Raw genomic sequence first — 23,864 nt, 5'->3', positions numbered from 1 at the left:
CTGCGTTTTCAGGTCCCGTTTCGTCAACAGTCATTAAAATACCTTCACGAAGGAATTTAAAGCAGGCAGGATGGATGCCATGACCGTGATGGAAGAACGCACCCTTCCCCAACCCCCACCGGACACCACCCGCACCCGCCTCGCCGAGCTCCAGCTCATACGCGAGCTCGCGCACGAGGGCCCCGCCCCCGGCGCGAGCGACCAGCAGCACGCGCGGGGCAAGCTCACCGCCCGTGAGCGCATCGAACTGCTCCTGGACCCGGGGTCGTTCACCGAGATCGAGGCGTTGCGGCGGCACCGCGCCACCGGGTTCGGCCTGGAGGCGAGGCGGCCCTACACCGACGGTGTCGTCACCGGCTGGGGCACCGTGGACGGCCGGACCGTCTTCGTCTACGCCCATGACTTCCGTATCTTCGGCGGCGCCCTCGGCGAGGCCCACGCCACGAAGATCCACAAGGTGATGGACCTCGCGCTGGCCGCCGGGGCACCGCTGGTCAGCCTCAACGACGGAGCGGGCGCCCGGATCCAGGAGGGCGTCGGCGCCCTCGCCGGGTACGGCGGGATCTTCACCCGCAACGTCGCCGCCTCCGGCGTCCTGCCGCAGATCAGCGTGATGCTCGGGCCCTGTGCCGGCGGCGCCGCCTACTCCCCGGCCCTCACCGACTTCGTCTTCATGGTCCGCGGCATCTCCCAGATGTTCATCACCGGCCCCGACGTCGTCCAGGCCGTCACCGGCGAGAAGGTCAGCCAGAACGGCCTCGGCGGTGCCGACGTGCACGCCGATGTCTCCGGTGTCGCCGCCGCGGCCTACGACGACGAGGCGAGCTGTCTTCAGGACGTACGGCATCTGCTGTCCCTGCTGCCGGCCAACAACCGCGAACTCCCGCCCTACGAACCGCCGTCGGACGACCCCGAGCGGCGCTGCGAGGCCCTGCTCGACCTGGTGCCGGCCGAGCCTAACCAGGCGTACGACATCCACCGGGTCATCGAGGAGATCGTCGACGACGGCGACTTCTTCGAGGTGCAGCCCACCTGGGCCGCCAACCTGGTGTGCGCGCTCGCCCGCCTCGACGGCCATGTCGTCGGCGTCGTCGCCAACCAACCCGCCGCCACCGCGGGGGTGTTGGACATCGCCGCCTCGGAGAAGGGCGCGCGGTTCGTGCAGTTCTGCGACGCCTTCAACATCCCGCTGGTCACCCTCGTGGACGTCCCCGGGTTCCTGCCGGGCGTCGGGCAGGAGCACGCCGGGATCATCCGGCACGGGGCCAAGCTGCTGTACGCGTACTGCAACGCCACCGTGCCGAGGATCTCGCTGGTGCTGCGCAAGGCGTACGGCGGCGCCTACATCGTCATGGACTCCCGGTCCATCGGCGCCGATCTCGCCCTCGCCTGGCCCACCAACGAGATCGCCGTGATGGGGGCCGAGGGGGCCGCGAACGTCGTCTTCCGGCGGGAGATCGCCGCCGCGGACGATCCGGAGGCGGTGCGCGAGCGGCGGATCAAGGAGTACAGGTCCGAGCTCATGCACCCCTATTACGCCGCCGAGCGCGGACTGGTGGACGACGTCATCGACCCGCGTGACACCCGGGCCGTGCTGGTCCACGCGCTCGCCATGCTCCGCGCCAAACACGCCGACCTGCCCTCCCGCAAACACGGGAACCAGCCGGTATGAGCGCACCCCCCGAAGAGCCGTTGCTGAGGGTGCTGCGCGGCGCGCCGACCCCCGAGGAACTCGCCGCCGCCACCGCCGTACTGCTGGAACTGGCCCGGCGGACGCCTGCCGCGGAGGAGCCCGCGCCCGCCCCGGTCGCCGCAGCGAACTGGCACCGCCCGGCCCTGACCACGCACCGCACCGCCGCGTCCTGGCGCCGCTGAAGACCGTCCGACCCTCCCCAGAGAAGGATCACCATGTCCGTGAGCGACACCACGACCGAGTACGCCGCCTACGACCGCAAGCGCCCCACCGCCTACGTCACCACCCATGCCGAGACCTACTCCCTGGAGGAGGTCGTCCGGATCAGCGGACTCGACGCCGACACCCTCGGCTGGTACGAGCGGCAGGGGCTGATCGAGGGCGCCGAGGAGGACCCGTACGGGGTGCGCGCCTACAGTCCGATCCATCTGCGCTGGCTGGAGTTCCTCAACCATCTGCGCAGCACCGGGATGTCACCGGCGGACATGAACCACTACGTCGAGCTGTACCGGGCGGGCGACTCGACCATCGCCGCCCGCCGTGAACTCCTCGAAGCGCACCGGGAGTCGCTGCGCGCACGGACCGGCGAGTTCACCGCCACGCTCCGCTACCTGGACTGGAAGATCGGGTTCTACGCGGAGCGCGAGGCGGTGCTCGCACGGACGGCCGCCGCGTCCGTCCCCGTGCCGAGCGCGGTGGAGGCGTAGGCCGCGGCCACCGGCTCCAGGCGGAGCACACCGTGCGAGGCGACCGTGTGGACGTCCCGCCACAGGCGGGTCAGTTCGCCGGAACCGGTGCGCAGTTGCGAGCCGCCGGTGCGGAACAGCCGGTCCACGGCGTCGGCGAGGAGGCCGACGGCGACGGCCGCGTCCCGCTGGTTGCCGGTGACGAGGGCCGGGGTGACCGGGTCGGAGTCGGCGCGCCGCGCGGCCCGTTCGAGGAGCAGGCCCGCCGCGTCGACGTGGGCCGAGGTCACCGCGAGCGTCTCGCGCACCGCCGCGCTGTCGTGGGGCGGGCGCCCGCTGCCCGGTGTCTTGGCCGCCGCCCACGCGGACCACACCGCCAGCGCCCTGCGGGCCGCGCCCAGCGCCGGCGCGCAGAACAGCAGACCGCCGGCGAGCTGAGCGGGTGCGGTATGGCAGCGGGGCATGCCGGGGGCCGAGCCGCCGCGCATCAACTCCGCGAAGAGGAAGGTGAGTTCGTGTGGGACAAAGGCGTCCTGCACGACCGCGGTGTGGCTGCCGGTGCCGCGCAGCCCGGTGGCGTCCCAGGTGTCGAGTACGTCGACGGCGGCGCCCGGCACCGCGAACACCCGTGTCTCCCCGTCCGCCCCCGGCGCGGCCGCGAGCACCCACTCGGCGCTGTCGACCCCGCTGACACATCCCCAGGTGCCGGTCAACCGCCAGCCGCCCGGCGCCGGTTCGGCCCGACCGGCGGGCGGCATCAGCGCCGCCGATATCCGTACGTCGGGGGAGTCCCCCCAGATGCTCCGCTGCCCCTCCTCGGGCAGCAGCGCGGCGTACCTGCCGTGCGCGGCCCACAGCATGCCGACCCAGGCGGCCGACGTACAGGCCTCGCCGACCTCGGCGACCTCGTGCAGCAGGTTCGTGAACGTGCCCTCTGTACCGCCCCATTGGCGGGGAACGAAGTGCCGGGCAAGGCCCGTGGCGGCGAGTGCGGCGACGACCTCGGCTGCCAACCGTCCCTCACGGTCGGCGGCTTGAGCGTGTTCGGCGGCTGTGGCTGTTGCGGACGTGGGGGGCATGTGACTGCTCCTAGTCATCTCTGTCAGGATCAGGTAAAAAAAGTGCGTTCAAGAAGGTATTGTTCGAGGCAATCGGCCGAAGGGGACCGTGATGGCGAAACAGGCGCGCTCACTGCGCACCCATGAACTGGTCCTCGACGCCGCCGCGGCCGAGTTCGTGCGACACGGGTATCCGCGCGCCAACCTCCAGCACGTGGCGGCCCGCACCGGGCTCACCAAGGGCGCCCTGTACGCCCACTTCGCCTCCAAGGAGCAACTGGCCCGGGCGCTCACCGAGCACCTCGACCAGGTCGTCGACGAGCTTCTCGCCCGGCACAAGGACGGGAACCTCCCGGCGCACGAGCGGTTGCGCGCCCTGTGCTGCGCCCTGGCCGAGCGGGTGGAGTCGGACGTCCGGTTCAACGCGGCGCTGCGCCTGGTGATGGACGAGGCCCAGTCGACGCCCGAACCCCCGCGGCTCCCGGCCGACTTGAGGACGCTGTCCGCCGAGTCCTTGGCCGACCTCGCCGTGGTGATCCTGGTGGGCGCCTACTACACGGCCCCCGATCCGGAACGGCGCGGTCTGGCCGAGCGGGTGCGGGGGCTGTGGGAGACGGTGGACGGCGCTCAGGCCGTAGAGGAAACGGGCACCCGGTGATCCACGTGAGCGGCACCGTCCGCCGCCCGGGTGCCCCACAGGGTGCGGCAGGTGGCGAGCGCGGTGCCGTTCTGTACGGCGTCCAGGGTGACCCGGGTCCGGCCGGACCCGGTCTCCGGCGTGCGCTCGCGCACCACCAGGTCGATGGGGGCGTCGAGTTCGCCGAAGGCGAGGCAGTCGGACTCCATGCCGAGGAGGGTGTGCCCGGCGCCCCGCGCCATGTCGCCGGGGTGCAGCAGCAGATGGCCGAGCTGGCGGAAGCCCTCCAGGGTGACCATGAGCGGGACGTGGTCACTCGGGTGGTCGAAGAAGATCGGGTGGTTGACGTCGACGAGCAACTGCCAGGGTCCGTCCGTGCGTTCGCGCACCAGGACGCTGTCCTTGGCGCGCAGCCGGCCCACCGCCGCCGGGTGTACCCGCTCCAGCGTGCGCGGGGCCGGGCCGGTCACCGCGACACCGCGCGGCTTGGCGCCCCGGCCGCGCAGCATCGCGTACCGCTTGTCGTCCACGGCGACGACGTGCAGCGCGCCGCGCCCGCAGGTGCGCCCGCCGACCGTGAGGACCACTTCGAGCCGCATGCCGAATCGATGCGGCGGACGGTTGCCCACCCACACCCACTGTGCCTCCAGGACCACCGGGGCCGGTTCGCCGCCGATGCGCAGGGCGGCCGGGTCGGTGATCTCGAACTCCGAGCCGAAGCCGATGAAGCGGTGGGTGAGCGGCACCTCGTAGTAGGCGTGCGCGAGGTAGACCAGGGCCTGGCGGATCGTCTCCATGAAGAGCAGCGGGTCGCTGGTGCCGTCGCTGCCCGGCGAGTAGAGCGCGTGGTCGCGCGGCCACTGGGCGGCGACCAGGAAGGAGTGCTCGTCGGTGCGGACGGCGTCGGTGAGGAAGACCTCGGCGATGGCGGCGCGGTGCACCATGTGGCGCGGGACCGGCTGGAGCCAGCGGAGCTGCGGACCCTGGGCTTCCGCTCGTACGGCGGTCGAGGCCGCCGTGGCGCGTATGGGCGTGGAGACAGGTGTGGCGACAGGCTGATGCATGGTCTGAACCCCCAGTGAATGTATTCACGCAGACAGCAACACCGGCACAACATCCGCACAGGACTGGCGCCGGTCGAGCCGCCACTTACAATACATTCCCGAAGGTATATTTCAAGGAACGCCAGAGGATCGCCAGAGGATGGACAGCATGGCCGTGGAACGCAGCGCAGCCAGGTCCCGGCCCGCCCGGGGCACCGCCCCCCGGCACCGGGACACGGGCCTCAAGCAGGAGCGGGCCGTGCGCACCCGCGGGCAGGTGCTCGACGCGGCGGCGGAGGCCTTCGCCACCCAGGGCTTCCCGGCGGTGACCGTGCAGGACGTCGCCGCGCTCGCCGGGGTGACCAAGGGCGCGGTCTACTTCCACTACGCCAACAAGGAGGCCCTCGCCCAGGCCTGTGCCGAGGAGTTCTACCACCGTCTCGGCGTCATCGGGCAGGAGGTGGAGGAGGCCGAGCTCTCCCCGCTCCAGGCGGTGACCGAGCTGCTGGAGCGCACCGCACGCGCCTTCCGCGACGAGACCATGGTCCAGGCCGGCGCCCGCCTCCAGATCGAGCGGTCCCTGATCGGCGCCGAGATGCCCATGCCCTACCTCGGCTACACCGAGTCCCTCACCGTCTGGCTGCGCCAGGCCCAGCAGACGGGCCAGCTCCCCGCCGGCACCTCCCCCGAGGCCACCGCCCGTGTCCTGGTCTCCGCCTTCTTCGGCGCCCAGCACATCTCCTGGGTGCTCAACGACCGTGCGGACATCGCGGAGCGGGTACAGGAGATCCTGACGGCGGTGGTCCCGATGGCGGCGAAGAGCTGACGCGAGGGCGGGCGAGGGAAGGCGAGGTGAGGACCGGTGTGGGAGTGGCATGACCCGGAGCGGGACCCGGGCCCCGAGCGGGACGTGGACCTGGACCGGGCGATGGCCGTGGCGACGGAACTGGCCGCCTGGGCCGCCGAGTTGCTCCGCCGCCCCCGCCCCGAAGCCGTCCGGGAGAAGGACGGCCCCGCCGACATCGTCACCGACACCGACGAGGCCGTGGAGACACACCTGCGCGAGACGCTCGCCGCGGCCTTCCCGGACCACGGGATCGTGGGCGAGGAGTACGGCGTCACCGAGGGCGCCCCCGACGCCCCGCACTGGGTCATCGACCCGGTCGACGGCACCACCAACTACGCCCACGGCATCGGCTGGTGCTCCCTCTCCCTGGGCCTCGCCGCCCCCGACGGCACCCCGCTGCTGGGCGTGGTCGCGGACCCGTGGCGGCACGAGACGTTCACCGCGATCAGGGGCCGGGGCGCCCGCCTCAACGGGACCCCGGTCCGAGCCGCGTCCCACACCACCCTCACCGGCCATGTCTTCCTCACCGAGTGGGCGGCCCACGCCCACTGGCCCGGCATGGACCCCCTCCTCGCCGACCTGGCCGGCCGCCACTGCACGGTCCGCGTGATGGGCTCCACGGCCCTCTCCCTCGCGCAGGTGGCGGCGGGCAGGGCCACGGCGGCCGGGATCGGCTCCTTCCACCACGTGGACGGCCTTCCGGCCCTCCTCGTCGCACGCGAGGCGGGCGCGCTCGCCCTCCCTGAACTCCCCTCCTACGGCGAGCCGTTGCTGCTGGCGGCGCCGGGGGTGGCGGAGGAGGCGACGCAGGTGTGGCGCAGCCACGTGAGCACGCGGACCTAGCCCTCGGGAGCGAGTGCCGCGAACGCCTCGTTCAGCAACCCGACGAGATCGAGGGTGCCCTCGGAGTCGCTCCAGTGGTCGACGGCGGCGTTGAGGCAGTCCAGGGCGGCCGAGGCACGGACCCAGTGGGCCAGGGTCGGTTCCGGGCTGCCGCCGCGCTCCGCGAGGGCGTGCGCGAGGGCCGGGCGCCACCGGTGCTGCTTCGCCAGCCGGCGGTCGCACAGGGCGGGGGTGTCGCGGATCAGCCGGGTCAGGGCGAGGGCGGCGGCCGGGTCCTGGTGGTAGGGCTCCAGTGCCGCCTTTGCGAGCACGCGCCGCAGCGCGGTCCAGTCGTCCTCGTCGGCGGCCCGCGCGCGCAGCGCCTCGGCGACCCGCTCGCCCTTCGCCTCCGAGTCGCTCTCCAGGGCGCTGAGGACCGCGTCCTCCTTGGTGGCGAAGTAGCGCAGGAAGGTGCTGCGGGAGACCCCGGCGGCCCGGGCGAGATCGTCGACCGTCACCTTGTCGAAGCCGTCGCGCCGGAACAGCTCGAAGGCCACCTGCCCGAGCTCGGCGCGCACGGCGGCCCGCGCGATGTCCCGGGTGTTCGTCCGTCCTGCTGCTGTCACGCCGCGATCGTACCGCCCGGCACGAACCCCACTTGCAGGAGTGCGACGGGATGCCTACTGTGACACTCAGTCTCACATTCCCTTCTCGGTGTCAGGAGGCACGGTCGTCGTGACCACGCGCACTCTCGGGCTCATCGGCAGCGGCATGATCGGCGGCGCGCTCGCCAATCTCGCGGTGAAGGCGGGGCTGAACGTCGTCGTCAGCAACTCACGTGGCCCGGAAACCCTGACCGACCTCGTCGCGGCGCTCGGCGAGCGGGCGAGGGCGGGCACGGCGGAGGAGGCCGCGCGGGCGGGGGACGTGGTGGTGGCGACGATCCCGCTGAAGCACTACGGCACGCTCCCGGCGCAGGCCCTCGCGGGAAAGGTGGTGATCGACACGATGAACCACTACCCGGAGCGGGACGGACGCCTTGCCGAACTGGAGACCGGCGACCGTGTGACGTCGTCGGAACTGGTCCAGCGCCACCTCACCGGCTCCCGGGTCGTGAAGGCCTTCAACAACATCGACTTCCGCCGTCTGACGACCAGCGCGCGGCCCGCCGGGGCGGACGACCGCAGCGCACTGCCCGTCGCGGGCGACGACGAGGCGGCGAAGGCGGAGGTCGCGCACCTGCTGGACGCGCTCGGCTACGACACCGTCGACCTCGGCGCGCTCACCGACAGCTGGCGCAGCGAGCCGGGCACCCCGGTGTACGTACAGCCGTATCTGGCGGCCCGCCCCGAAGGGCTGGACGAGGAAGCCGCCCGACGCTGGTTCTTCGAGACCCTGGGGGTGCCGGTCCCGGCGGCCCGCGTGAAGGAGCTGACGGGCCGGGCCGTACGACGTCCAGGGGCCGTCGCGTCCGCCGAGGTGACGATCCCGACGCCCGACGGAGCGGCCGACGCGTACCTGGCCCACCCGGCCACCGAAGGCCCTCACCCCGCCGTGCTGCTGTACATGGACGCCTTCGGTCTGCGCCCCCATCTGCGGTCCATGGCCGACCGGTTGGCAGGAGCCGGGTACGTCGTCCTCGTCCCCAACGTCTTCTACCGCCACGGCCCCGCGCCGGTCGTGGAACTCCCCGACTTCATCAACCCCGCCGAACGCCCCGAGATCTTCCGCAGCCTCGGCGAACCCGCGCGCACCCTGACACCGCAGGGCGCGATGCGGGACGCGGCGGTGTACCTGGACTGGCTGGCCGCCTCACCGCTCACGGCGGACGGCCCGGCCGGGGTCGTGGGGTACTGCATGGGGGCGGGGCTCGCGCTGCGCACCGCGGGCACCCACCCGGACCGGGTCGCCGCGGCGGCCGGCTTCCACGGCGCCCACCTGGCCACGGACGCCGCCGACAGCCCCCACCTCGTCGCCGACCGCATCACGGCCGAGCTGTACTTCGGCCACGCGGACCAGGACTCCACCAACCCCGCCGAGCAGATCGAACGCCTGGACAAGACCCTCACGGAGGCGGGGGTCGAGCACCGGGCCGAGGTCTACGCCGGAGCACACCACGGGTTCACACAGGCGGATACGGCCATGTACGGCGCGGAGGCTTCGGAACGGCACTGGGTGGCGTTGCTGGAGCTGTTCGGGCGACGGCTCTGATCAGTCGGCGGTGAGGATGACGGCCTGTCCGCCCGCCTCGACCATGGCCACGTCCAACGTGGTCGCCGAGGTGACGGACGAGAGCGTGCTCACCACCACCGGCGTACGGTACGGACTCGTGCCCGCCGCCCCGTCCGCGTAGACCGTCGCCGTGTACGTCGTGTCGTCGTCCAGGAACGTCAGCGGGAGCGAAAGCGTCCTCGCCGTCTCGTTCGTCATCGCGCCCAGGTACCAGGTGGAGCCGTTGCGGCGGGCCACCGCCGCGTACTCTCCGATCGAGCCGGCCAACGCCCTGCTCTCGTCCCACGTGGTCGGAATCGCGTTGAACCACGGCAGGCCGGGCCAGTTCCCCGGGGTCGCGTATTTCGAGGGCTTGTCGTACCAGAAGAGGAAGTTGAGGGGCTGGTAGTACACCGCCGCCATCGCCATCTGGTGGGCGTTGGTCGTCCTGTTGCGGGACTGGCCGTAGCAGATGGTGTAGTCGAGGGGGCCGCCGATGTTGCGGGCGAAGGGCAGGGTCACGTTGTGCGTGGCGGTCGGGAACTGTTCGTTGCCGCGCACGCCCTCCAGGCTCAGGTAGTTGGGGTACGTCCGCTCAAGGCCGCACGGGCGTACGTCGTCGTGCATGTCGATCAGCAGCTCGTGCTCGGCGGCCGTGCGGGCCCACCCGGTGATCCGGTCGGTCATCGACTGGGTGCCGTCGTTGATGAAGCCGAGCTTGATGCCGGTGACGCCCCAGCCCTTGTAGAGGGCGAAGAGCGCGTCGGCGTCGGTCAGGGCCAGGCGGTTGACGTAGAGGAACACGCCGATGCCCTGACTCGTGGCGTACGCGATGACCGACGGCAGGTCGATCGCGGCGATCGGGGCCGTCGCGTCGACCGTGGTGAACTCCGGGCCGTACCAACCCGCGTCGTACTCGATGTGGTCGATGCCCCGGGCCACCGCGAAGTCGACGCCCGCGAGACCGGCGGCGGTGGTGAGTTCGCAGCGGAAGACCTTGCCCGGCTTGATCCAGGAGGTGTCGGGGAGGACGTTCGGCGGGGCCAGGTTGAGGACCAGTTCGGCGTTGTCGACGAGTTCGGCGTGCGTGGAGCCGATCACCACCGCGCGCCAGGGCGTGGCGAAGGGGGTGGTGACGGTGGAGGTCGTCTCGACCTCGCCGGTGCCACGGGCCGTGTGCTCCATGAGGAAGGCGGAGAGGGCGTTGGGGGTATCGGCGGCCGAACCGAGCATCAGGCGCGGGTAGTCGAGCCGCGCGGACTCGCAGACGCACGCGATGAGGCCCTCGGAGAGCGTCGCGGTCAGGGGGAGGTCGGTGAGGGGGCCGTTGTCGGTGGTCGAGGTGCCGGTGACCGGGATCGCGCCGGGGGCCACGGGGACGTACGCGTCCTCGTCGCGGGCGCTGTAGACGGTGGTGCCCTCGGGGAAGGTGAACGTCGTCAACTCGTCGGCCAGGACGGCCGTTCCGGTGCCGAACAGCACGTACCGCAGGGCCACCCCTGACCTGTACGCGCGGAACTGGACGCCGAAGCGGATGCCCGTCGCCGCGTCCCGCAAGTGCCAGCGGCGTTCCTGGTAGTGGTCGGTGACGGTGGCGTTGCGGCCGTACACGGGAGACCAGGTGCGGTGCACGACCGTGGAGCGGCCGTCGTCGAGGACGATGACATCGTTGCCGAGCACCGTCCCGTCGGCCAGGGTCAGGCCCAGCGCCGAGGTGTCCACGACCGTCCTGCCGTCGCGCGTCGCCGACCAGCGCAGCGCCCCGTCCACCACCGACAGCGTGAGGGCGTTGCCGCCCATGCGGGCCGTGGCGGCGCAGTCGCGAGGGCCCGCCGCGTACGCGGTGCCGCCCAGCCCCACCACCGCCGTACCGGCCGCGAGCGCCGCGCCCTTGAGCACTCCCCGCCGGGACGGTGAACCCGGGGCTCCTGAAGCTCTCATCGACAAGGGACCTCTTCTCCGCGGAGCAGAATGTGGTAGTAACCGTTTACCGAAACGGGAACGTATGCCCGGGGGGATCGCGGGTCAAGAGTGCGGGAGCAAGGAACTGCCCGGTCCGTCTCTGCGGCGACGGACCGGGCAGCGGGTGATTCAGAGGGGTGGTGATTCGGGGCGCCGAGTCAGACCGTGGTCACGAGAACAGCAGCCGCCACGTCAGCGGACCCGGCGTGCCGTCCGCGTCGCCGCGCAGTTCCTTGCGGGACTTCTGGAAGTCCCGGACGTTGAGCCGGTCCGCCTCGCCCCAGGTCCTGCTGGGCCCGACCTTGTAGTGGTCGCCGAACCCGCGCTTCACCAACTGCTTGCCCAGCCGCAGGACATGGGCGTTGGACGCGCCCTCCGTGAAGTACTTGCGGCCCGGGAAGGCGGGGATCTTCGGCTTGGCCGGGGTGGTCTTGCCCCCGCTACTCCCGCTACCCCCGGTACCGCTCGGGGTGTCGTCGTCCACGTCCAGGTCGGCCTTGGCGTACTTGAGCAGCTGCGCGAAGTCGACGGCACCTGGATCGCCGTGGACGTTCTCGGGGACATGCATATGCCCGCAGACGCCCTTGAAGCCCTTCCACTCGGCGCCCGTGAACCGCTGGCCACCGCTGCCGTACGACTTCGGGTAGGCGGGCCACTCCGTCGGGCCGGACAGGGGAACGCCGTGCTGCTCGTGCATCCACGACAGGAAGCGGGCGACACCTTCGAGCGCCCAGTCGGGGGCATCCGGCCAGTAGATGTGGGCCTGGCCCGCTGCCATCCACTTCTTGTGCGTCTTGGGGTCGCAGGTCCCGACGAGCTCGACCTGGCAGACGTTCATGGTGTTGGTCTCGACCCCGCCGCTCAGGTTGACCAGGGCGCGCGAGGAGGTCTCCACGTCGAAGTGCTGGTACCACTTCAGCTTCTTGGCGGCGAGGTCGGGGACCGCCGTCAGGTTGGGGGCGGTGCCGCCGCCCTCGTAGCCGGGCAGGGTCCGGCCCTCGGTGGTGTGCAGGACGACGACGTTGACCTCCATGGGGTCGCCGCCGAAGTCGTCCTGGTACCAGTTGGCGCGGCTGGCGCCGGGGTAGCGCTGGGGTCCTGTCTTGGTGCTCATCGCGGACTCCTGAGATGAGGAGAGTGGGGAGTGAACCCGGTCGCTGTCACCCGCGGTGACATGTCCGGAGCCATGGGGCCCGCCGCGCGCAGCTGCCGGGCGGACGCGGTGTGGGTGTGCGGCACGACGTCGCGGGGGAGTTCGGGCAGCCGGGGGCGACGTGACGGGAGTTCACCGGAGTGGGGTCCTCCTGGGCGGCTGTGCCTGGTGCGAAGGGCCGCGGACGAACACGGTATGTGGCCGTCTGGTCAAGCAGTCAACCAACGGTACGTTGCGCGGCTGTTGTTCCGGTGTTGTTCGGGGCGGGTGTTCCGACGATGGGGTGACGGCGACTTACGCCATTCGCGTGACCGGTGCGCAGTCGGACGGTTACTCTCGGCTATGAGTCGAGCCTGCGAGGGGTGACCGCCCGTGGCGAACGTCCGCCGAGACCTTGATCCCAGCGCGTCCCCGCTGGACTACTACGGCTACGAGCTGAGACGCCGCCGCGAGGGCGCGGGGCTGACCTTGAGCGAGTTGGGGTCGACCATCTTCTGCACGGGGTCGCTGGTCGGCCAGATCGAGTGCGCGCAGAAGGTGCCGACGCGGGAGTTCAGTGAGCGCGTGGATGCGGCGCTGGGGGCGGAGGGGTTCTTCTCGGGGTTGGTCGGGTTGGTGTTGCAGAGCCAACTGCCGAGCTGGTTCCAGCCGTTCGCAGGAATGGAGGCGAAGGCGGCGTACATTTCCTCGTTCCAGTGCCAGGTGGTCTACGGGCTGCTGCAGACGGAGGAATATGCGAGGGCGCTGTTGAGCGTGGGCCACCCTGACGAGGTGGACGAGCAGGTGGCAGCGCGACTTGAGCGGCAGCGCATTCTGAGCCGGGAAGCGCCGCCCCCGCTGTGGGTGGTGCTCTCGGAGGCGGTGCTGGACCAGCAGGTCGGCGGTCCAGCCGTCATGCGGGGGCAACTGGAGTACCTGTTGGGCTTCGCGAAGAACCCCTGGGTGCAGATTCAGGTGCTCCCGTCCTCGGTCGGGCAACACCCGGGGCTGATGGGCTCGTTCACCTTGCTGCGCTTCGATCGCGACCCGGATCTCTTCTACGCCGACGGCTACGATCAAGGCCATATGACGGCCAACCCACAAGTGATCAGGGAGCGTTCGGTCAGTTACGCTCGCTTGCAAGCCTGCGCCCTCTCCCCGGAGGACTCGGCGGAACTGATCGGGCGCGTCATGGAGGATCGCTATGGGCACCAACCAGGACCTGACCGGAGCACCGTGGCGTAAGTCGTCGTACAGCGGCACCAGCGGCGAGTGCGTGGAAATGGCCCCCTTCCCCACCCACATCGCCATCCGCGACTCCAAGACCCCCTCCCTCCCCCCTCTCCGCGTCACCCCCGCCACCTTCACCGCGTTCCTGAACTCGCTGCGGTAGGCCACTCCCAGCCGATCCACAGGTCCCTGCCACGTTGGCTTTAAGTGTCAACGAAATCGTCACCGGCATGGTCAACTCATCGCACGGACACGGACACAAGCCCCGCACCCCCGCCGCGCACCGCTCGCGCCGCTGGTTCATGAACAAGGCCCTTCTCGCCGGCGGCGTCTCCGCCGTCGCCGTCATGGGCGGCTACGCCGCCACCCAGGCCGGTGCCGAGACGACGTCCGCCACCGAGGCCGACGCCACGGCGAGCGCGAGTGCCGCCCCGTCCGGCCCCCCGGCAGGCGGTGGCGGCTTCGGGCAGACCATCGCCTACGACGACTTCGTCGGCGTCACCACGGACGGCACGGTCATCGACGACCTGTACGCGATCCACCGCACCGGCGTCTCCACGACACCGGTCGTGCGCGCGGGCGCGGCCTTCGTCAACTCCCTCACCGACGACCAGAAGTCGGCCACGCTCTTCGACATCGATGCCGACCAGTGGCTCGACTGGACGAACGTCGACTCCAACGACCGTGACGGTCTCGCCCTGCGCGACATGACCGAGAAGCAGTACAAGCTGGCGATCAAGCTGCTGAAGGCGGCGCTGTCCGCGCGCGGCCTGGAGAACGCCACCCAGATCCGCAAGCTCAACCACTACCTCGGCGAGGCCAGTGGCGACACCACCAAGGCGCTCAACTTCGACGCCTACTGGTTCACGATCATGGGCACACCGTCGGCGACCGCTCCCTGGGGCTTCCAGTTCGAGGGCCATCACATCGTCGTCAACTACTTCGTCCTGGGCGACCAGGTCGTCGCCACCCCGACCTTCCGCGGCTCCGAGCCCACGAAGATCACGTACGACGGCGTGGACTACCACCTGTTCAGGGAGGAGACCGCCGCCGGACTCAAGCTGCTGCGCGCCCTGGACGACACCCAGCTCGCCACCGCCGCCCCTGGCACCGAGACGAAGACCGGCACCAACCTCACCGCGGGCGCGGGCAACGACAACGCGGTCCTGCCGTACAAGGGACTCCAGGGCTCAGCCCTGAACCGCAGGCAGCAGAAGCTGCTGCTGGACCTCGTCGAGGTCTACACCGGCACCATCGACGAGGGCCACTCCCGGGTCTGGCTGCGGGACATCGAGAAGCACCTCGACGACACGTACTTCTACTGGATCGGCGAGTCCGAGGACGACTCGGCGTTCTACTACCGCGTCCACTCCCCGGTCGTCCTGATCGAGTACGACGCCGAGTCCCCGCTCGCCTACCACGAGGACGGCGACACCAGCTCGGGCGGCCCCAACGGCACCCCCACCCAGCAGCACATCCACACCATCATCCGCACGCCCAACGGCAACGACTACGGCGTCGACCTCCTCAAGCTCCACCTGGAGACCGACCACTGAGCTGCCGGGCGCTCACCAGCCGGTGCGCAGCAGGTGGTTGAGGAGCAGGGCCAGTACCGCCTGCGCGGCCAGCCACGCGCGAGGGTGGGTGAGCAACGCACCCGCCGGGAGCAGCCACACCGCGAACGGCAGCCAGATGCGTTCCGTCTCCGCCTTGCTCATCCCGGACAGGTCGGCGATGAGCAGGGCGGCGAGGGCGGCGGTCACGAGGAGCGCGAGACGCGTCGTCGCTCCGCAGTGGGCGCCGCCTTCCTGTCGTACCCGCCGTACCCGTCGCAGCAGCACCGCGCCCGTCCGGCGCAGGCCCGCCGCCGTCGCCAGGCCGGTGATCAGGACCGTGCAGGCCAGGTTGGCCCACACCCAGTAGCCGTAGGGGCGGATGCCGCCCGCGCCCTGGCGGTAGCGGGTGACGAGCAGGCGGTACGCCTCCCACCAGTCGAACCCGGCGAGCGTGAACAGGGCCGGGACGACGGCCAGTCCGGCGAGCAGGGGCAGGAGGAGGGCGGGGCGGGCCCGGATGCCGGGGCGGCCGAGGGCGAGGACGGTCGCCGCGATCAGGGCGACGAGTGTGAGGCCGTAGGAGAGATAGCAGGTCAGGCCGAAGAGGAGGCCGGAGGCGCCCGCGCACCCCAGCGAACCGCGGGTGACCGCCAGCGCCAGCAGCGCCACCGCCCAGGCCGCGACCGCCGCGAAGTACGCGTCCGCCGACGTGCCCATCCACACCGCCGCCGGGGCCAGGACGAGGAAGGGGGCCGCGCGGCGGGCGAGCCTCTCGTCGGCCAGGGCGCGGATCGTGACCAGCACCGCCACGCACGCCGTCGCGCCGATCACGATGCACCACATGCCGGCCCCGCCGCCGCCCCGCAGCCCGAGCCGGTCCAGGAGGACGAAGGTGAGGGTGGCGGCGGGCGGGTGGCCCGCGATGTGGGCAGGCCAGTGGTCGGGGGAGGTGAGGAGGATGTGGTCGGTGAACGTGCGCAGGGTGCCGGGGATGTCGTCGAAGCGGTCGATGACCTGGAGATACTCGTAGCGGGTGGTCAGACGGCGGGCGATGCCCCGGTGCCAGCCGTCGATCAGGGCGAGGGAGAGGATCCACGCGAGCGCGGTGCCCCAGGCCAGGGGAAGCAGGGCCCGCCAGGGGAGCCGGGCGGCGAGGCCGGGGCCGTAGGCGACGGTCGCGGCGGCGACGAGGACGGCCGCCGGGGTGCCGGGGCCGAGGTGCGGGTCCCAGGAGGCGAGCAGTGGGGGCCAGCCGACGAGCAGGGTGCTGGTGCGGGGGCGGCCGACCAGGACGGCGACCGTCACCAGCAGGGCCGCGGCCCCGGCGGCGTACAGGTCACGGCGGAGGGAACGGGTCACGCCGGGAACGCTAGGCCGGGTGGCGGCCGCTGAGCGGTCTCCCGGGCCGGACGTCAGCGTTTCGTCATGGGTCGCGCACCCTTTCTTGGGGTGGTCCGGGCCTACGGTCGGCCCATGCGAGACGATCCGCGGCTTCCGTCCACCCCCGGTTTCTGGCGCAGTCCCCTGCGCGGCCCCTGGTTCACCTCGGTGCTGGGCCTCGTCCTGCTCGTCGGCATCACCCTGCTGTTCGTGACGGGACTGCTCTCGTACGCCGCCTACAACCCGGACCTGTCCCCGGTGAACGACAAGACGCCGGACAAGGGCCTCCTCGGCTTCTATCTCTTCGCCTGGCCGACCGACCCGCACTGGCTGTACCGCCTGAACCAGGGCGTGCACGTGACGCTCGGGATCACTCTCGTCCCGGTGCTGCTGGCCAAGCTGTGGTCGGTCGTCCCGCGGCTGTTCACCCTGCCGCCGGCCCGCTCCCTCGCCCACGCGGCGGAGCGGATCTCACTGCTGCTCCTGGTCGGAGGCGGCCTCTTCGAGTTCGTGACAGGCGTCCTCAACGTCCAGCTCGACTACGTCTTCCCCGGCTCCTTCTACCCTCTGCACTTCTACGGCGCCTGGGTCTTCTTCGCCGCCTTCGTCGCGCACGCCGTCCTCAAACTCCCCGCGGCGCTAAGGGCCTTGCGGCAGCTGAGGGCGGAGCCGGACAGCGACCTCGTGTCCCCGCGCCCCGCCGCGCCGACCGTCTCCCGGCGGGGCGCCCTGTGGTTCGTCGGGGGCGGCTCGCTGCTGCTCTTCGTCACGACCGTCGGGCAGACCCTGGGGGGCCCGCTGCGAGGTACCGCCCTCCTGGCCCCGCACGGTCGTGACCCCGGCAGCGGACCGAACGGCTTCCAGATCAACAAGACCGCCGCGTACGCCGGGATCGACGCGGCGGAGACCGGCGCGCAGGCGTGGCGCCTCGTCGTGACGGGGCGTACCGGAACGGTTCGGTTGAGCCGCGCCGACCTCCTTCAACTGCCTTTGCACAGCGCCGCGTTGCCCATCGCGTGCGTGGAGGGCTGGTCGACCTCGGACCAGTGGTGGCGGGGGGTGCGGCTGCGTGACCTGGCGGCTCTGGTGGGCTACGACCGGGAGGATCCGCCGGACGTGTTCGTGGAGTCGCTCCAGCGTCACGGCGCCTTCCGCCGCGCGGCCCTGCGCGCCAACCAGGTCGCCGACCCGCGCTCCCTCCTCGCCCTCTACGTCAACGGCGAGGAACTGTCCCCCGACCACGGCCACCCGGCCCGCGTCATCGTGCCCGCGGCACCGGGTGTGCTGAACACCAAGTGGGTGGCCCGGCTGACCTTCGGAGACCTGTGATGCGCCGACCGAGGATTGTTGTCGGGAGCCCTTTCGAACTCCTTTTGCTGGCCTGCTCGTTCGCCCTCGCCGCCTACGCGGGGGTGCGGCTGCTCGCCGACGACTGGTTCGGGGTGGCGCTGTGGCTGGTGGGCGCGGCGCTGCTGCACGACCTCGTGCTGCTGCCGCTGTACGCGGTCGCGGACCGGCTGGTCGTGCGGGGGCTGGGTGCCGCCGGCCGCCGAGAGTGGGCGATGTACGTGCGCGTGCCGGCGGCCTTGTCCTGCCTGCTGCTGCTCGTGTGGTTCCCGCTGATCAGTGGCGTCGGCAGGGTGGACCGGCGCTACCGGTCCGCCACCGGGCTGTCCCCGGACGGGTTCCTGGGGCGCTGGCTGCTGATCACGGCCGTTCTGTTCGGCGGCTCGGCGCTGCTGCTGGCCCTGCGGGTCCGCAGGGCGACGAAGGTGCGACCGTCGGCCGACCACTGACCTTCCCGCTTCCAGCCGCGGGCGTACCGCAGCAGCGCCGGGGTGCCGAGGCGCGCCCAGGGGAAGGGGGCGCCGGTGGTGGTGCGGGCGTCGGTGAGATGGACGTGGACGCGTTCGTCGATGTCGACGGGTGCCGTCTCGGCGATCAACAGGCCATGTGGCTTGAGGAGTTGGGCCACTCGGGTCAGCAGGGCGTGCGGGTCGCCGCCGATGCCCACGTTGCCGTCCATGAGGAGCACCGTGCCCCAGCGGGCCTCGCCGGGGAGCGGTTCGAAGACGGAGCGGCGCAGGGCCTGGCCGCCGAGGCGGATGGTGTGGGCCACGGCGGCCTCGCTCACGTCGATGCCGAGGGAGGGGACGGCACGGGTGGCCAGTTCGGCCACCAGCCGTCCCGGGCCGCAGCCGACGTCCAGGACAGTGCCCTCGCAGTGGTCCAGTACGGCGCGGTCGACCGCGTCGGCTCGGGCGCACCAGCGTTCCACTTCCAGGGGGAGGAGCCAGCCGTCGGTGCGGCGCAGGAAGAGGGGGCCGCGGCCGGTGCGGAGGGCTGTCGTGTAGGGGTCGGCCGTCGCCCAGGCGGGGGCGGTCATCGGGTGGGGTTGTGCGTGGGGTGCGGGTGGGTGGGGGCTGGTCGCGCAGTTCCCCGCGCCCCTGGGGAGTCGCACAGGGCGAGTTCTGCCGCGAACCGCCCGTCAGGCACCAGTCGCGCCACCGCCTCCGCGTCCGCCGCCGTGTCCACGTCCCGCAGCCGTGGCAGATCCCGCACCCGCAGCCCCGCCGCCACCAGCCGCTCCCGCTGCACCGCCCCCGTCACCGGCGTCGACATCGGCACCCCTCGCAGCAGTCCCGGATCGGGGTCGGCCAGCCCCAGTGCCCAGAACCCCCCGTCCTCCGCCGGGCCGAAGTACGCGTCGCAGTCCGCGAAGTCCACGGTCAGCAGCCCCGGTGTCACCTGCGGGGTGTCCATGCCGATCAGCAGCGCCGGACCCGTGCAGTGCGCGAAGGCGTCCGCGAGACGTTCGTCGAGGCCGCCCGCGCACTGTCGTACGACGTCGAAGCCGGGCGGCAGCCAGGGGCCGGGCTCCCCGGAGAGGACCAGCAGCCTGCGGTCGGCCGGGGTCGACGCGACCGTGCGCAGGGTGTCCGCGAGGGACGCCTCCGCCAGGGCCGCCGCCTCCTCGGGGGCGAAGGGCGGGGTCAGCCGGGTCTTCACCCGGCCCGGCACCGGTTCCTTGGCGATGACGAGGAGTGTGGTCACCGTACGGCCCTCCCGGCGGTCGGCGGCTCGGCCAGGACGCGGCTCATGTCCCGTACCGCCTGCCAGGTCCCGCGCCAGGTGCCGGTCACCTTCGAGGCGCCGGTGCGGGGGAGGTAGGGCACGTCGTGCTCGGTGATCCGCCAGTCGGCGTCGGCCGCGCGGACCACCATCTGGAGGGGGTAGCCGCTGCGCCGGTCGCTGAGGCCGAGGGCGAGCAGGGGCTCACGGCGGGCGGCGCGGAGCGGGCCCAGGTCGTGCAGGCGCAGTCCGGTGCGGCGGCGCAGCATGCGGGCGAGGGCGAGGTTGCCGGCGCGGGCGTGGGCGGGCCAGGCGCCCCGGGCCTGCGGACGGCGTCGGCCGAGGACCAGGTCGGCCTGCCCGTCCAGGACCTCGCGGACGAAGGGGAGCAGGAGGCCGGGGTCGAGGGAGGCGTCGCAGTCGCAGAAGCAGACCACCTCGGCGGTGGCCGCGGTCAGCCCGGCGTGGCAGGCCGCGCCGAAGCCGCGGCGCGGTTCGTGCACGACGGTCGCGCCGAGTCGGCGGGCGAGGTCGGCGGAGCCGTCGGTGGAACCGTTGTCGACGACGAGGGCGCGCCAGCCCGCCGGAATCCGGCCCAGCACCCAGGGCAGGGCCTCGGCCTCGTTCAGGCAGGGAAGCACCACGTCGACGTCGGAAGGTGTCGTCGTCACGGTTTCACCCTACGAACGAGAATCGGGCATATCGGACTCCCGCTCCTTACGAAACGCGGACGTCGGCCGCCGGGGGCCGCTCGGGTGCGGCGTCGGAGGGTGCCCGGTGCCAGGCTGGAGGCATGCAGCAGCCGAATGTGGACGGCGGTCCCTCCCGGATCCTCGTCGTCGACGACGATCCGACCGTCGCCGAGGTCGTCGCCGGGTATCTGGACCGCGCGGGATACCTGGTCGACCGCGCCGACGACGGGCCGACCGCCCTGACCCGTGCCGCCGCCCACTGGCCCGACCTGGTCGTCCTGGACCTGATGCTGCCCGGCATGGACGGCCTGGAGGTGTGCCGCCGGATACGCGGCCACGGACCGGTGCCGGTCATCATGCTCACCGCCCGGGGCGACGAGGACGATCGCATCCTCGGCCTGGAGATCGGCGCCGACGACTATGTCACCAAGCCCTTCAGCCCCCGCGAGCTGGTCCTGCGGGTGGAGTCGGTACTGCGCCGCAGCAGGCCTGCCGGGGGCGGACAGCGGCTGGGCGCGGCCGGTCTGAACCTGGACCCGGAGGCCCGCCGAGCGGTCAAGGACGGCGCCGAACTCGCCCTCACGCTCCGCGAGTTCGACCTGCTCTCCTTCTTCCTGCGGCATCCGGGGCGGGCGTTCAGCCGGGAGGACCTGATGCGTGAGGTGTGGGGCTGGGACTTCGGCGACCTGTCGACCGTCACGGTCCATGTCCGCCGGCTGCGCGGCAAGGTCGAGGACGATCCGGCCCGGCCGCGTCTCATCCAGACGGTGTGGGGCGTCGGCTACCGCTTCGAACCAGGCGGTGAGTGAGCATGCGGGACACCCTTCTCATCGCCGTGTACGCCTTCGTCGGCGCCGCCGCCACGGGCCTCGCCGGAGCGGCCCTGCTCCGGGTCGTCCGGCGCCGCTCGCTGACCGCGTCCATGGCAGTCGTCGCCGCCGTCGGCGTGGTCGCGATGCTGGCCGGGACCCTCGCCGTCGCCTGGGCGATGTTCCTGTCCCCGCACGATCTGAAGGTCGTCACCACGGTCGTGGCGATGGCGGCCGTGGTGTCGCTGGCGACGGCGCTGCTGCTGGGCCGCTGGGTCGTCGCGCGCAGCCGCGAACTCACCGTGGCCGCACGCTCGTTCGGCGACGGGGGTGAGTTCGCCGCCCCTGCGGCCCCCGCCACCGCCGAACTCGATTCGCTGAGCCGGGAGTTGGCGGCCACCAGCGCCAAGCTCGCCGAATCCAGGGAGCGCGAGCGGGCGTTGGAGACCTCACGGCGTGAACTGGTCGCCTGGATCTCGCACGACCTGCGCACCCCGCTGGCCGGACTGCGCGCCATGTCGGAGGCGCTGGAGGACGGCGTCGCCGCCGACCCCGACCGCTACCTCCGCCAGATCCGCACCGAGGTCGAACGCCTCAACGACATGGTCGGCGACCTCTTCGAGCTCTCCCGCATCCATGCGGGCACGCTCCCGCTGTCCTATACCCGTATCTCCCTCTACGACCTGGTCGGCGACGCGCTCGCGGGCGCCGATCCGCTGGCGCGGGAGCTGGGCGTGCAGCTGGTGGGCGGCCGGGTCGAGCCGCTGCCGGTGGAGGTGGACCCCAAGGAGATGAGCCGGGTCCTGGGCAACCTGCTGGTCAACGCCATCCGCCGGACCCCGGCCGACGGAACGGTGGCGGTGGCCGCCGAGCGCGGCACCGGCGGCGCGGTCGTCCTGTCCGTCACGGACGGCTGCGGGGGCATCCCCGAGGAGGACCTGCCCCGCGTCTTCGACACCGGCTGGCGCGGCAGCCACGCCCGTACCCCTCCGGCGGGCGCGGGTCTCGGCCTCGCCATCGTCCGGGGGATCGTGGAGGCCCACCAGGGGCGGGCGACCGTACACAACATCCCGGGCGGCTGCCGCTTCGAGGTGGTGCTGCCCGCTGCCGCTTCCTGAAACGGGCAGCACCACCGGCCTTGTGACCCCCTCTTATACGGCGCCCACCCCGCCCCCGGATTGCCCGTCCCGCATTCCGGCCCGCGCGAACTCCGCCATCCCGTCCGCGAACCCGACCTCCGCCTTCCATCCCCACTCGGCCCGCAGCCGCGCCGAGTCGGCGGTGATGTGCCGTACGTCCCCCAGCCGGTACTCGCCGGTGACGACCGGCGCGGGCCCGCCGTAGGCGTCGGCGAGCGCCCGGGCCATCTCCCCGACGGTGTGCGGCTCACCGCTGCCGACGTTGTACGCGAGCAGCGCCCCGCCACCCGAACCCGCCTCCAGCGCGGCCACATTGGCCGCCGCCACGTCCCGCACATGCACGAAGTCCCGCCGCTGGCGCCCGTCCTCGAACACCCGCGGCGCCTCACCCCGGGCGAGCGCGGACCGGAAGAAGGAGGCGACACCGGCGTACGGCGTATCGCGCGGCATCCCCGGCCCGTACACGTTGTGATACCGCAGTGCGAGGGCCGACCCGCCCGTACTCCGGGCCCAGGCGGCGGCCAGATGCTCCTGGGCGAGCTTGGTGGTCGCGTACACGTTCCGCGGGTCGACGGGCGCGTCCTCACCGATCAGACCGGGCGAGAGCTCCGCCCCGCAGACCGGGCAGACCGGCTCGAACCGTCCCGCGTCAAGGTCCTCGACGGCCCGCGGCCCCGGCCGCACGACCCCGTCCCGCGCACACGCGTACCGCCCCTCCCCGTACACGACCATCGACCCGGCCAGCACCAGCCGCCGCACCCCCGCCTCCGCCATGGCGGCGACCAGGACGGCGGTCCCGAGGTCGTTGTGCGCCACGTACTCCGCGGCATCGGCGACCCCGTTGCCGAGCCCGACCATGGCCGCCTGATGACAGACGGCGTCGACGCCCCGCAGCGCCCGCCGAACGGCCCCGGCATCCCGCACGTCGTCCCGCGGATCGACCCGGACGTCGTACACGACGACCTCATGCCCACGCCCGCCCAGCGCCTCGACAACCTGGGACCCGATGAACCCGGCACCGCCGGTGACCAGTACACGCATGGGGCCACGCTAGATCCGCGATCGTGCGGGGCGAGGGGAGCACGCGGGGACGTCATGACTCCGTAAGGGGTTCAGCGCACCGGGAACCCGAAGCTGTACCCCTGCTCCTTCAGCCAGGGCAGGACCTGGCGCAGGGCCTCCACCGTCTGGGAGCGGTCGCCGCCGGCGTCGTGGAAGAGGAGGGTGGGGCCGTTGGCGATCTCCTGCTGGACGGTGGTGACGATGGCGGCGGTGCCGGGGAGTTCGAAGTCCTTGGTGTCCACGTTCCAGCCGAGCGGGCGCATGCCGTGGGAGGCGGCCAGCTTGCGGCTGTAGGGGGTGAAGGCGCCGCCGGGGGCGCGGTAGTACATGGGGCGAACGCCGCCCGACGCCTTGGTGATCATGCGTTCGGCGTCGAGGATCTGCTGGGACTGGTAGGCCTCGGACTTCTTGTCCATCGTGGTGTCGTGCGACACCGAGTGGTCGCACAGCCGGTGCCCGGCCGCGACGACCTGCTTCACCAGCTCCGGGTGGGCCTGCGCCTGCGTTCCCACCATGCAGAAGGTGGCCTTGACCCCGTACTCGGCGAGCACGTCGAGGACCTGGGGCGTCCACTCGGGGTCGGGTCCGTCGTCGATGGTGATGTTGACGCCGTGCGCCCCCGCGTCGGAGGCGTGCACGATGGTGACGTCCACGGGCTTCACGGCGGCCGGCTCGGCCGACGCGCTCGTCTTCGGCGAGGAGCCCACGGCACCGGCCTGCGCGGTCCACATGGACGCACCGGTGGCCAGGATCGTCACCCCGAGCGCCGCCCCGATGACCTTGCCGTACCAGCCCCGCCCACCACCGTGCCGCGCCATGTCCGCCCCACTCTC

Annotated in this window: 24 protein-coding genes and 2 pseudogenes; 15 read left to right on the top strand and 11 right to left on the bottom strand. The window is 72.0% G+C overall.

All coding sequences use genetic code 11. From position 1 onward, the window contains the following. Positions 1-70 precede the first annotated feature (70 nt). The 3 genes from ACIHIX_RS10675 to ACIHIX_RS10665 are packed head-to-tail and all read left to right on the top strand — an operon-like array spanning position 71 to position 2,400. Positions 71-1,672, top strand: a complete 1,602-nt coding sequence (locus ACIHIX_RS10675; protein WP_399952821.1) for an acyl-CoA carboxylase subunit beta — start codon at positions 71-73, stop codon at positions 1,670-1,672. Beyond that, the gene (locus ACIHIX_RS10670; RefSeq protein WP_399952819.1) at positions 1,669-1,875 is read left to right on the top strand and encodes an acyl-CoA carboxylase subunit epsilon; all 207 of its coding nucleotides are present in this window, start codon (positions 1,669-1,671) and stop codon (positions 1,873-1,875) included. Before ACIHIX_RS10675 ends, ACIHIX_RS10670 begins: the two co-directional genes overlap by 4 nt. A gap of 39 nt (positions 1,876-1,914) precedes the next feature. Further along, positions 1,915-2,400, top strand: coding sequence for a MerR family transcriptional regulator (locus ACIHIX_RS10665; RefSeq protein WP_399952816.1), 486 nt, complete (start codon positions 1,915-1,917; stop codon positions 2,398-2,400). Here the strand turns inward: ACIHIX_RS10665 and ACIHIX_RS10660 are convergent. Beyond that, positions 2,325-3,458, bottom strand: coding sequence for an acyl-CoA dehydrogenase family protein (locus ACIHIX_RS10660; RefSeq protein WP_399952813.1), 1,134 nt, complete (start codon positions 3,456-3,458; stop codon positions 2,325-2,327). The two genes, ACIHIX_RS10665 and ACIHIX_RS10660, sit on opposite strands and share 76 nt — an antisense overlap. 91 nt (positions 3,459-3,549) lie before the next feature. Between ACIHIX_RS10660 and ACIHIX_RS10655 the strand changes: the two genes are divergently transcribed. After that, complete coding sequence (locus tag ACIHIX_RS10655) at positions 3,550-4,095, top strand: TetR family transcriptional regulator (RefSeq protein WP_399952810.1); 546 nt, start codon at positions 3,550-3,552, stop codon at positions 4,093-4,095. Here ACIHIX_RS10655 and ACIHIX_RS10650 read toward each other — a convergent pair. Next, on the bottom strand, positions 4,065-5,138 hold the full coding sequence (locus ACIHIX_RS10650; protein WP_399952807.1) for a ScbA/BarX family gamma-butyrolactone biosynthesis protein: 1,074 nt from the start codon (positions 5,136-5,138) through the stop codon (positions 4,065-4,067). The genes ACIHIX_RS10655 and ACIHIX_RS10650 overlap by 31 nt on opposite strands. Positions 5,139-5,286: 148 nt before the next feature. Here ACIHIX_RS10650 and ACIHIX_RS10645 point away from each other — a divergent pair, with 148 nt between their 5' ends. Beyond that, entirely contained in the window at positions 5,287-5,943 is a 657-nt protein-coding gene (locus ACIHIX_RS10645) for a ScbR family autoregulator-binding transcription factor (protein WP_399952804.1), read from the top strand. A 102-nt stretch (positions 5,944-6,045) separates the two neighbouring features. Then, positions 6,046-6,807 (top strand): inositol monophosphatase family protein, encoded by a 762-nt coding sequence (locus tag ACIHIX_RS10640; protein ID WP_399953773.1) that lies wholly within the window; start codon positions 6,046-6,048, stop codon positions 6,805-6,807. Here the strand turns inward: ACIHIX_RS10640 and ACIHIX_RS10635 are convergent. Then, positions 6,804-7,412, bottom strand: a complete 609-nt coding sequence (locus ACIHIX_RS10635) for a TetR family transcriptional regulator (protein ID WP_399952801.1) — start codon at positions 7,410-7,412, stop codon at positions 6,804-6,806. The two genes, ACIHIX_RS10640 and ACIHIX_RS10635, sit on opposite strands and share 4 nt — an antisense overlap. Between ACIHIX_RS10635 and ACIHIX_RS10630 the strand changes: the two are divergent. Together ACIHIX_RS10630 and ACIHIX_RS10625 are read left to right on the top strand one after the other, a co-directional pair. After that, positions 7,378-7,815 (top strand): annotated as a pseudogene (locus ACIHIX_RS10630) (NADPH-dependent F420 reductase); the annotation flags it as partial. The gene ACIHIX_RS10635 and the pseudogene ACIHIX_RS10630 sit on opposite strands and share 35 nt — an antisense overlap. 402 nt (positions 7,816-8,217) lie before the next feature. Continuing rightward, positions 8,218-8,997, top strand: coding sequence for a dienelactone hydrolase family protein (locus tag ACIHIX_RS10625; protein WP_399953770.1), 780 nt, complete (start codon positions 8,218-8,220; stop codon positions 8,995-8,997). On the opposite strand, the gene ACIHIX_RS10620 is transcribed toward ACIHIX_RS10625, so the two are convergent. Both ACIHIX_RS10620 and ACIHIX_RS10615 read right to left on the bottom strand, forming a co-directional pair. Then, positions 8,998-10,938: a glycoside hydrolase family 97 catalytic domain-containing protein gene (locus ACIHIX_RS10620; RefSeq protein WP_399952798.1), complete on the bottom strand. Its 1,941-nt coding sequence runs from the start codon at positions 10,936-10,938 to the stop codon at positions 8,998-9,000. It abuts the gene before it with no gap. A gap of 190 nt (positions 10,939-11,128) precedes the next feature. Beyond that, on the bottom strand, positions 11,129-12,073 hold the full coding sequence (locus ACIHIX_RS10615) for a peptidoglycan-binding protein (RefSeq protein WP_399952795.1): 945 nt from the start codon (positions 12,071-12,073) through the stop codon (positions 11,129-11,131). Between the two features lie 411 nt (positions 12,074-12,484). Here ACIHIX_RS10615 and ACIHIX_RS10610 point away from each other — a divergent pair, with 411 nt between their 5' ends. From ACIHIX_RS10610 to ACIHIX_RS10600, 3 genes are all read left to right on the top strand, one after another. Continuing rightward, complete coding sequence (locus ACIHIX_RS10610; RefSeq protein ID WP_399952792.1) at positions 12,485-13,336, top strand: Scr1 family TA system antitoxin-like transcriptional regulator; 852 nt, start codon at positions 12,485-12,487, stop codon at positions 13,334-13,336. Next, on the top strand, positions 13,296-13,484 hold the full coding sequence (locus tag ACIHIX_RS10605; RefSeq protein WP_399952789.1) for a DUF397 domain-containing protein: 189 nt from the start codon (positions 13,296-13,298) through the stop codon (positions 13,482-13,484). The genes ACIHIX_RS10610 and ACIHIX_RS10605 overlap by 41 nt, the downstream gene beginning before the upstream one ends. A gap of 67 nt (positions 13,485-13,551) precedes the next feature. After that, positions 13,552-14,877: a DUF3500 domain-containing protein gene (locus ACIHIX_RS10600; protein ID WP_399952786.1), complete on the top strand. Its 1,326-nt coding sequence runs from the start codon at positions 13,552-13,554 to the stop codon at positions 14,875-14,877. A 12-nt stretch (positions 14,878-14,889) separates the two neighbouring features. Here the strand turns inward: ACIHIX_RS10600 and ACIHIX_RS10595 are convergent, their stop codons facing one another. Beyond that, complete coding sequence (locus ACIHIX_RS10595) at positions 14,890-16,236, bottom strand: hypothetical protein (protein WP_399952785.1); 1,347 nt, start codon at positions 16,234-16,236, stop codon at positions 14,890-14,892. 114 nt (positions 16,237-16,350) lie between these two features. On the opposite strand from ACIHIX_RS10595, the gene ACIHIX_RS10590 reads away from it, so the two are divergent. Continuing rightward, complete coding sequence (locus ACIHIX_RS10590; protein WP_399952782.1) at positions 16,351-17,586, top strand: molybdopterin-dependent oxidoreductase; 1,236 nt, start codon at positions 16,351-16,353, stop codon at positions 17,584-17,586. Then, the gene (locus ACIHIX_RS10585; protein ID WP_399952779.1) at positions 17,586-18,053 is read left to right on the top strand and encodes a hypothetical protein; all 468 of its coding nucleotides are present in this window, start codon (positions 17,586-17,588) and stop codon (positions 18,051-18,053) included. Before ACIHIX_RS10590 ends, ACIHIX_RS10585 begins: the two co-directional genes overlap by 1 nt. A 179-nt stretch (positions 18,054-18,232) precedes the next feature. Here ACIHIX_RS10585 and ACIHIX_RS10580 read toward each other — a convergent pair. The 3 genes and pseudogenes from ACIHIX_RS10580 to ACIHIX_RS10570 all read right to left on the bottom strand — a co-directional run. Continuing rightward, positions 18,233-18,643 (bottom strand): annotated as a pseudogene (locus tag ACIHIX_RS10580) (methyltransferase domain-containing protein); the annotation flags it as partial. Beyond that, positions 18,640-19,311, bottom strand: coding sequence for a DUF2064 domain-containing protein (locus ACIHIX_RS10575; protein ID WP_399952777.1), 672 nt, complete (start codon positions 19,309-19,311; stop codon positions 18,640-18,642). The gene ACIHIX_RS10575 and the pseudogene ACIHIX_RS10580, both read right to left, overlap by 4 nt. Next, the gene (locus ACIHIX_RS10570; RefSeq protein ID WP_399952775.1) at positions 19,308-20,000 is read right to left on the bottom strand and encodes a glycosyltransferase family 2 protein; all 693 of its coding nucleotides are present in this window, start codon (positions 19,998-20,000) and stop codon (positions 19,308-19,310) included. Before ACIHIX_RS10570 ends, ACIHIX_RS10575 begins: the two co-directional genes overlap by 4 nt. Positions 20,001-20,122: 122 nt before the next feature. Here ACIHIX_RS10570 and ACIHIX_RS10565 point away from each other — a divergent pair, with 122 nt between their 5' ends. Together ACIHIX_RS10565 and ACIHIX_RS10560 are read left to right on the top strand one after the other, a co-directional pair. Then, a complete protein-coding gene (locus tag ACIHIX_RS10565) occupies positions 20,123-20,830 on the top strand; it encodes a response regulator transcription factor (protein WP_399952772.1) in 708 nt (235 codons plus the stop codon). Between the two features lie 2 nt (positions 20,831-20,832). After that, the gene (locus ACIHIX_RS10560; protein WP_399952769.1) at positions 20,833-21,948 is read left to right on the top strand and encodes a sensor histidine kinase; all 1,116 of its coding nucleotides are present in this window, start codon (positions 20,833-20,835) and stop codon (positions 21,946-21,948) included. 33 nt (positions 21,949-21,981) lie between these two features. Here ACIHIX_RS10560 and ACIHIX_RS10555 read toward each other — a convergent pair whose 3' ends face one another. Both ACIHIX_RS10555 and ACIHIX_RS10550 read right to left on the bottom strand, forming a co-directional pair. After that, entirely contained in the window at positions 21,982-23,010 is a 1,029-nt protein-coding gene (locus ACIHIX_RS10555) for an NAD-dependent epimerase/dehydratase family protein (RefSeq protein WP_399952766.1), read from the bottom strand. Positions 23,011-23,081: 71 nt separating this feature from the next. Beyond that, positions 23,082-23,849 (bottom strand): polysaccharide deacetylase family protein, encoded by a 768-nt coding sequence (locus tag ACIHIX_RS10550; protein WP_399952763.1) that lies wholly within the window; start codon positions 23,847-23,849, stop codon positions 23,082-23,084. Between the last annotated feature and the right edge of the window lie 15 nt (positions 23,850-23,864).

Source organism: Streptomyces sp. NPDC051913, assembly GCF_044593635.1.
In the GTDB taxonomy this organism is placed as follows: domain Bacteria; phylum Actinomycetota; class Actinomycetes; order Streptomycetales; family Streptomycetaceae; genus Streptomyces.
This window is presented reverse-complemented; position numbering and strand designations above follow the sequence as displayed.

Excerpts from the sequence above, each read along its gene's own strand:
- ACIHIX_RS10675 (WP_399952821.1), top strand. The coding sequence starts at position 71 with ATGGATGCCATGACCGTGATGGAAGAACGCACCCTTCCCCAACCCCCA.
- ACIHIX_RS10670 (WP_399952819.1), top strand. The coding sequence starts at position 1,669 with ATGAGCGCACCCCCCGAAGAGCCGTTGCTGAGGGTGCTGCGCGGCGCG.
- ACIHIX_RS10660 (WP_399952813.1), bottom strand. The coding sequence starts at position 3,458 with ATGCCCCCCACGTCCGCAACAGCCACAGCCGCCGAACACGCTCAAGCC.
- ACIHIX_RS10655 (WP_399952810.1), top strand. The coding sequence starts at position 3,550 with ATGGCGAAACAGGCGCGCTCACTGCGCACCCATGAACTGGTCCTCGAC.
- ACIHIX_RS10650 (WP_399952807.1), bottom strand. The coding sequence starts at position 5,138 with ATGCATCAGCCTGTCGCCACACCTGTCTCCACGCCCATACGCGCCACG.
- ACIHIX_RS10645 (WP_399952804.1), top strand. The coding sequence starts at position 5,287 with ATGGCCGTGGAACGCAGCGCAGCCAGGTCCCGGCCCGCCCGGGGCACC.
- ACIHIX_RS10640 (WP_399953773.1), top strand. The coding sequence starts at position 6,046 with ATGGCCGTGGCGACGGAACTGGCCGCCTGGGCCGCCGAGTTGCTCCGC.
- ACIHIX_RS10620 (WP_399952798.1), bottom strand. The coding sequence starts at position 10,938 with ATGAGAGCTTCAGGAGCCCCGGGTTCACCGTCCCGGCGGGGAGTGCTC.
- ACIHIX_RS10615 (WP_399952795.1), bottom strand. The coding sequence starts at position 12,073 with ATGAGCACCAAGACAGGACCCCAGCGCTACCCCGGCGCCAGCCGCGCC.
- ACIHIX_RS10605 (WP_399952789.1), top strand. The coding sequence starts at position 13,296 with ATGGGCACCAACCAGGACCTGACCGGAGCACCGTGGCGTAAGTCGTCG.
- ACIHIX_RS10600 (WP_399952786.1), top strand. The coding sequence starts at position 13,552 with ATGGTCAACTCATCGCACGGACACGGACACAAGCCCCGCACCCCCGCC.
- ACIHIX_RS10590 (WP_399952782.1), top strand. The coding sequence starts at position 16,351 with ATGCGAGACGATCCGCGGCTTCCGTCCACCCCCGGTTTCTGGCGCAGT.
- ACIHIX_RS10585 (WP_399952779.1), top strand. The coding sequence starts at position 17,586 with ATGCGCCGACCGAGGATTGTTGTCGGGAGCCCTTTCGAACTCCTTTTG.
- ACIHIX_RS10565 (WP_399952772.1), top strand. The coding sequence starts at position 20,123 with ATGCAGCAGCCGAATGTGGACGGCGGTCCCTCCCGGATCCTCGTCGTC.
- ACIHIX_RS10560 (WP_399952769.1), top strand. The coding sequence starts at position 20,833 with ATGCGGGACACCCTTCTCATCGCCGTGTACGCCTTCGTCGGCGCCGCC.
- ACIHIX_RS10555 (WP_399952766.1), bottom strand. The coding sequence starts at position 23,010 with ATGCGTGTACTGGTCACCGGCGGTGCCGGGTTCATCGGGTCCCAGGTT.
- ACIHIX_RS10550 (WP_399952763.1), bottom strand. The coding sequence starts at position 23,849 with ATGGCGCGGCACGGTGGTGGGCGGGGCTGGTACGGCAAGGTCATCGGG.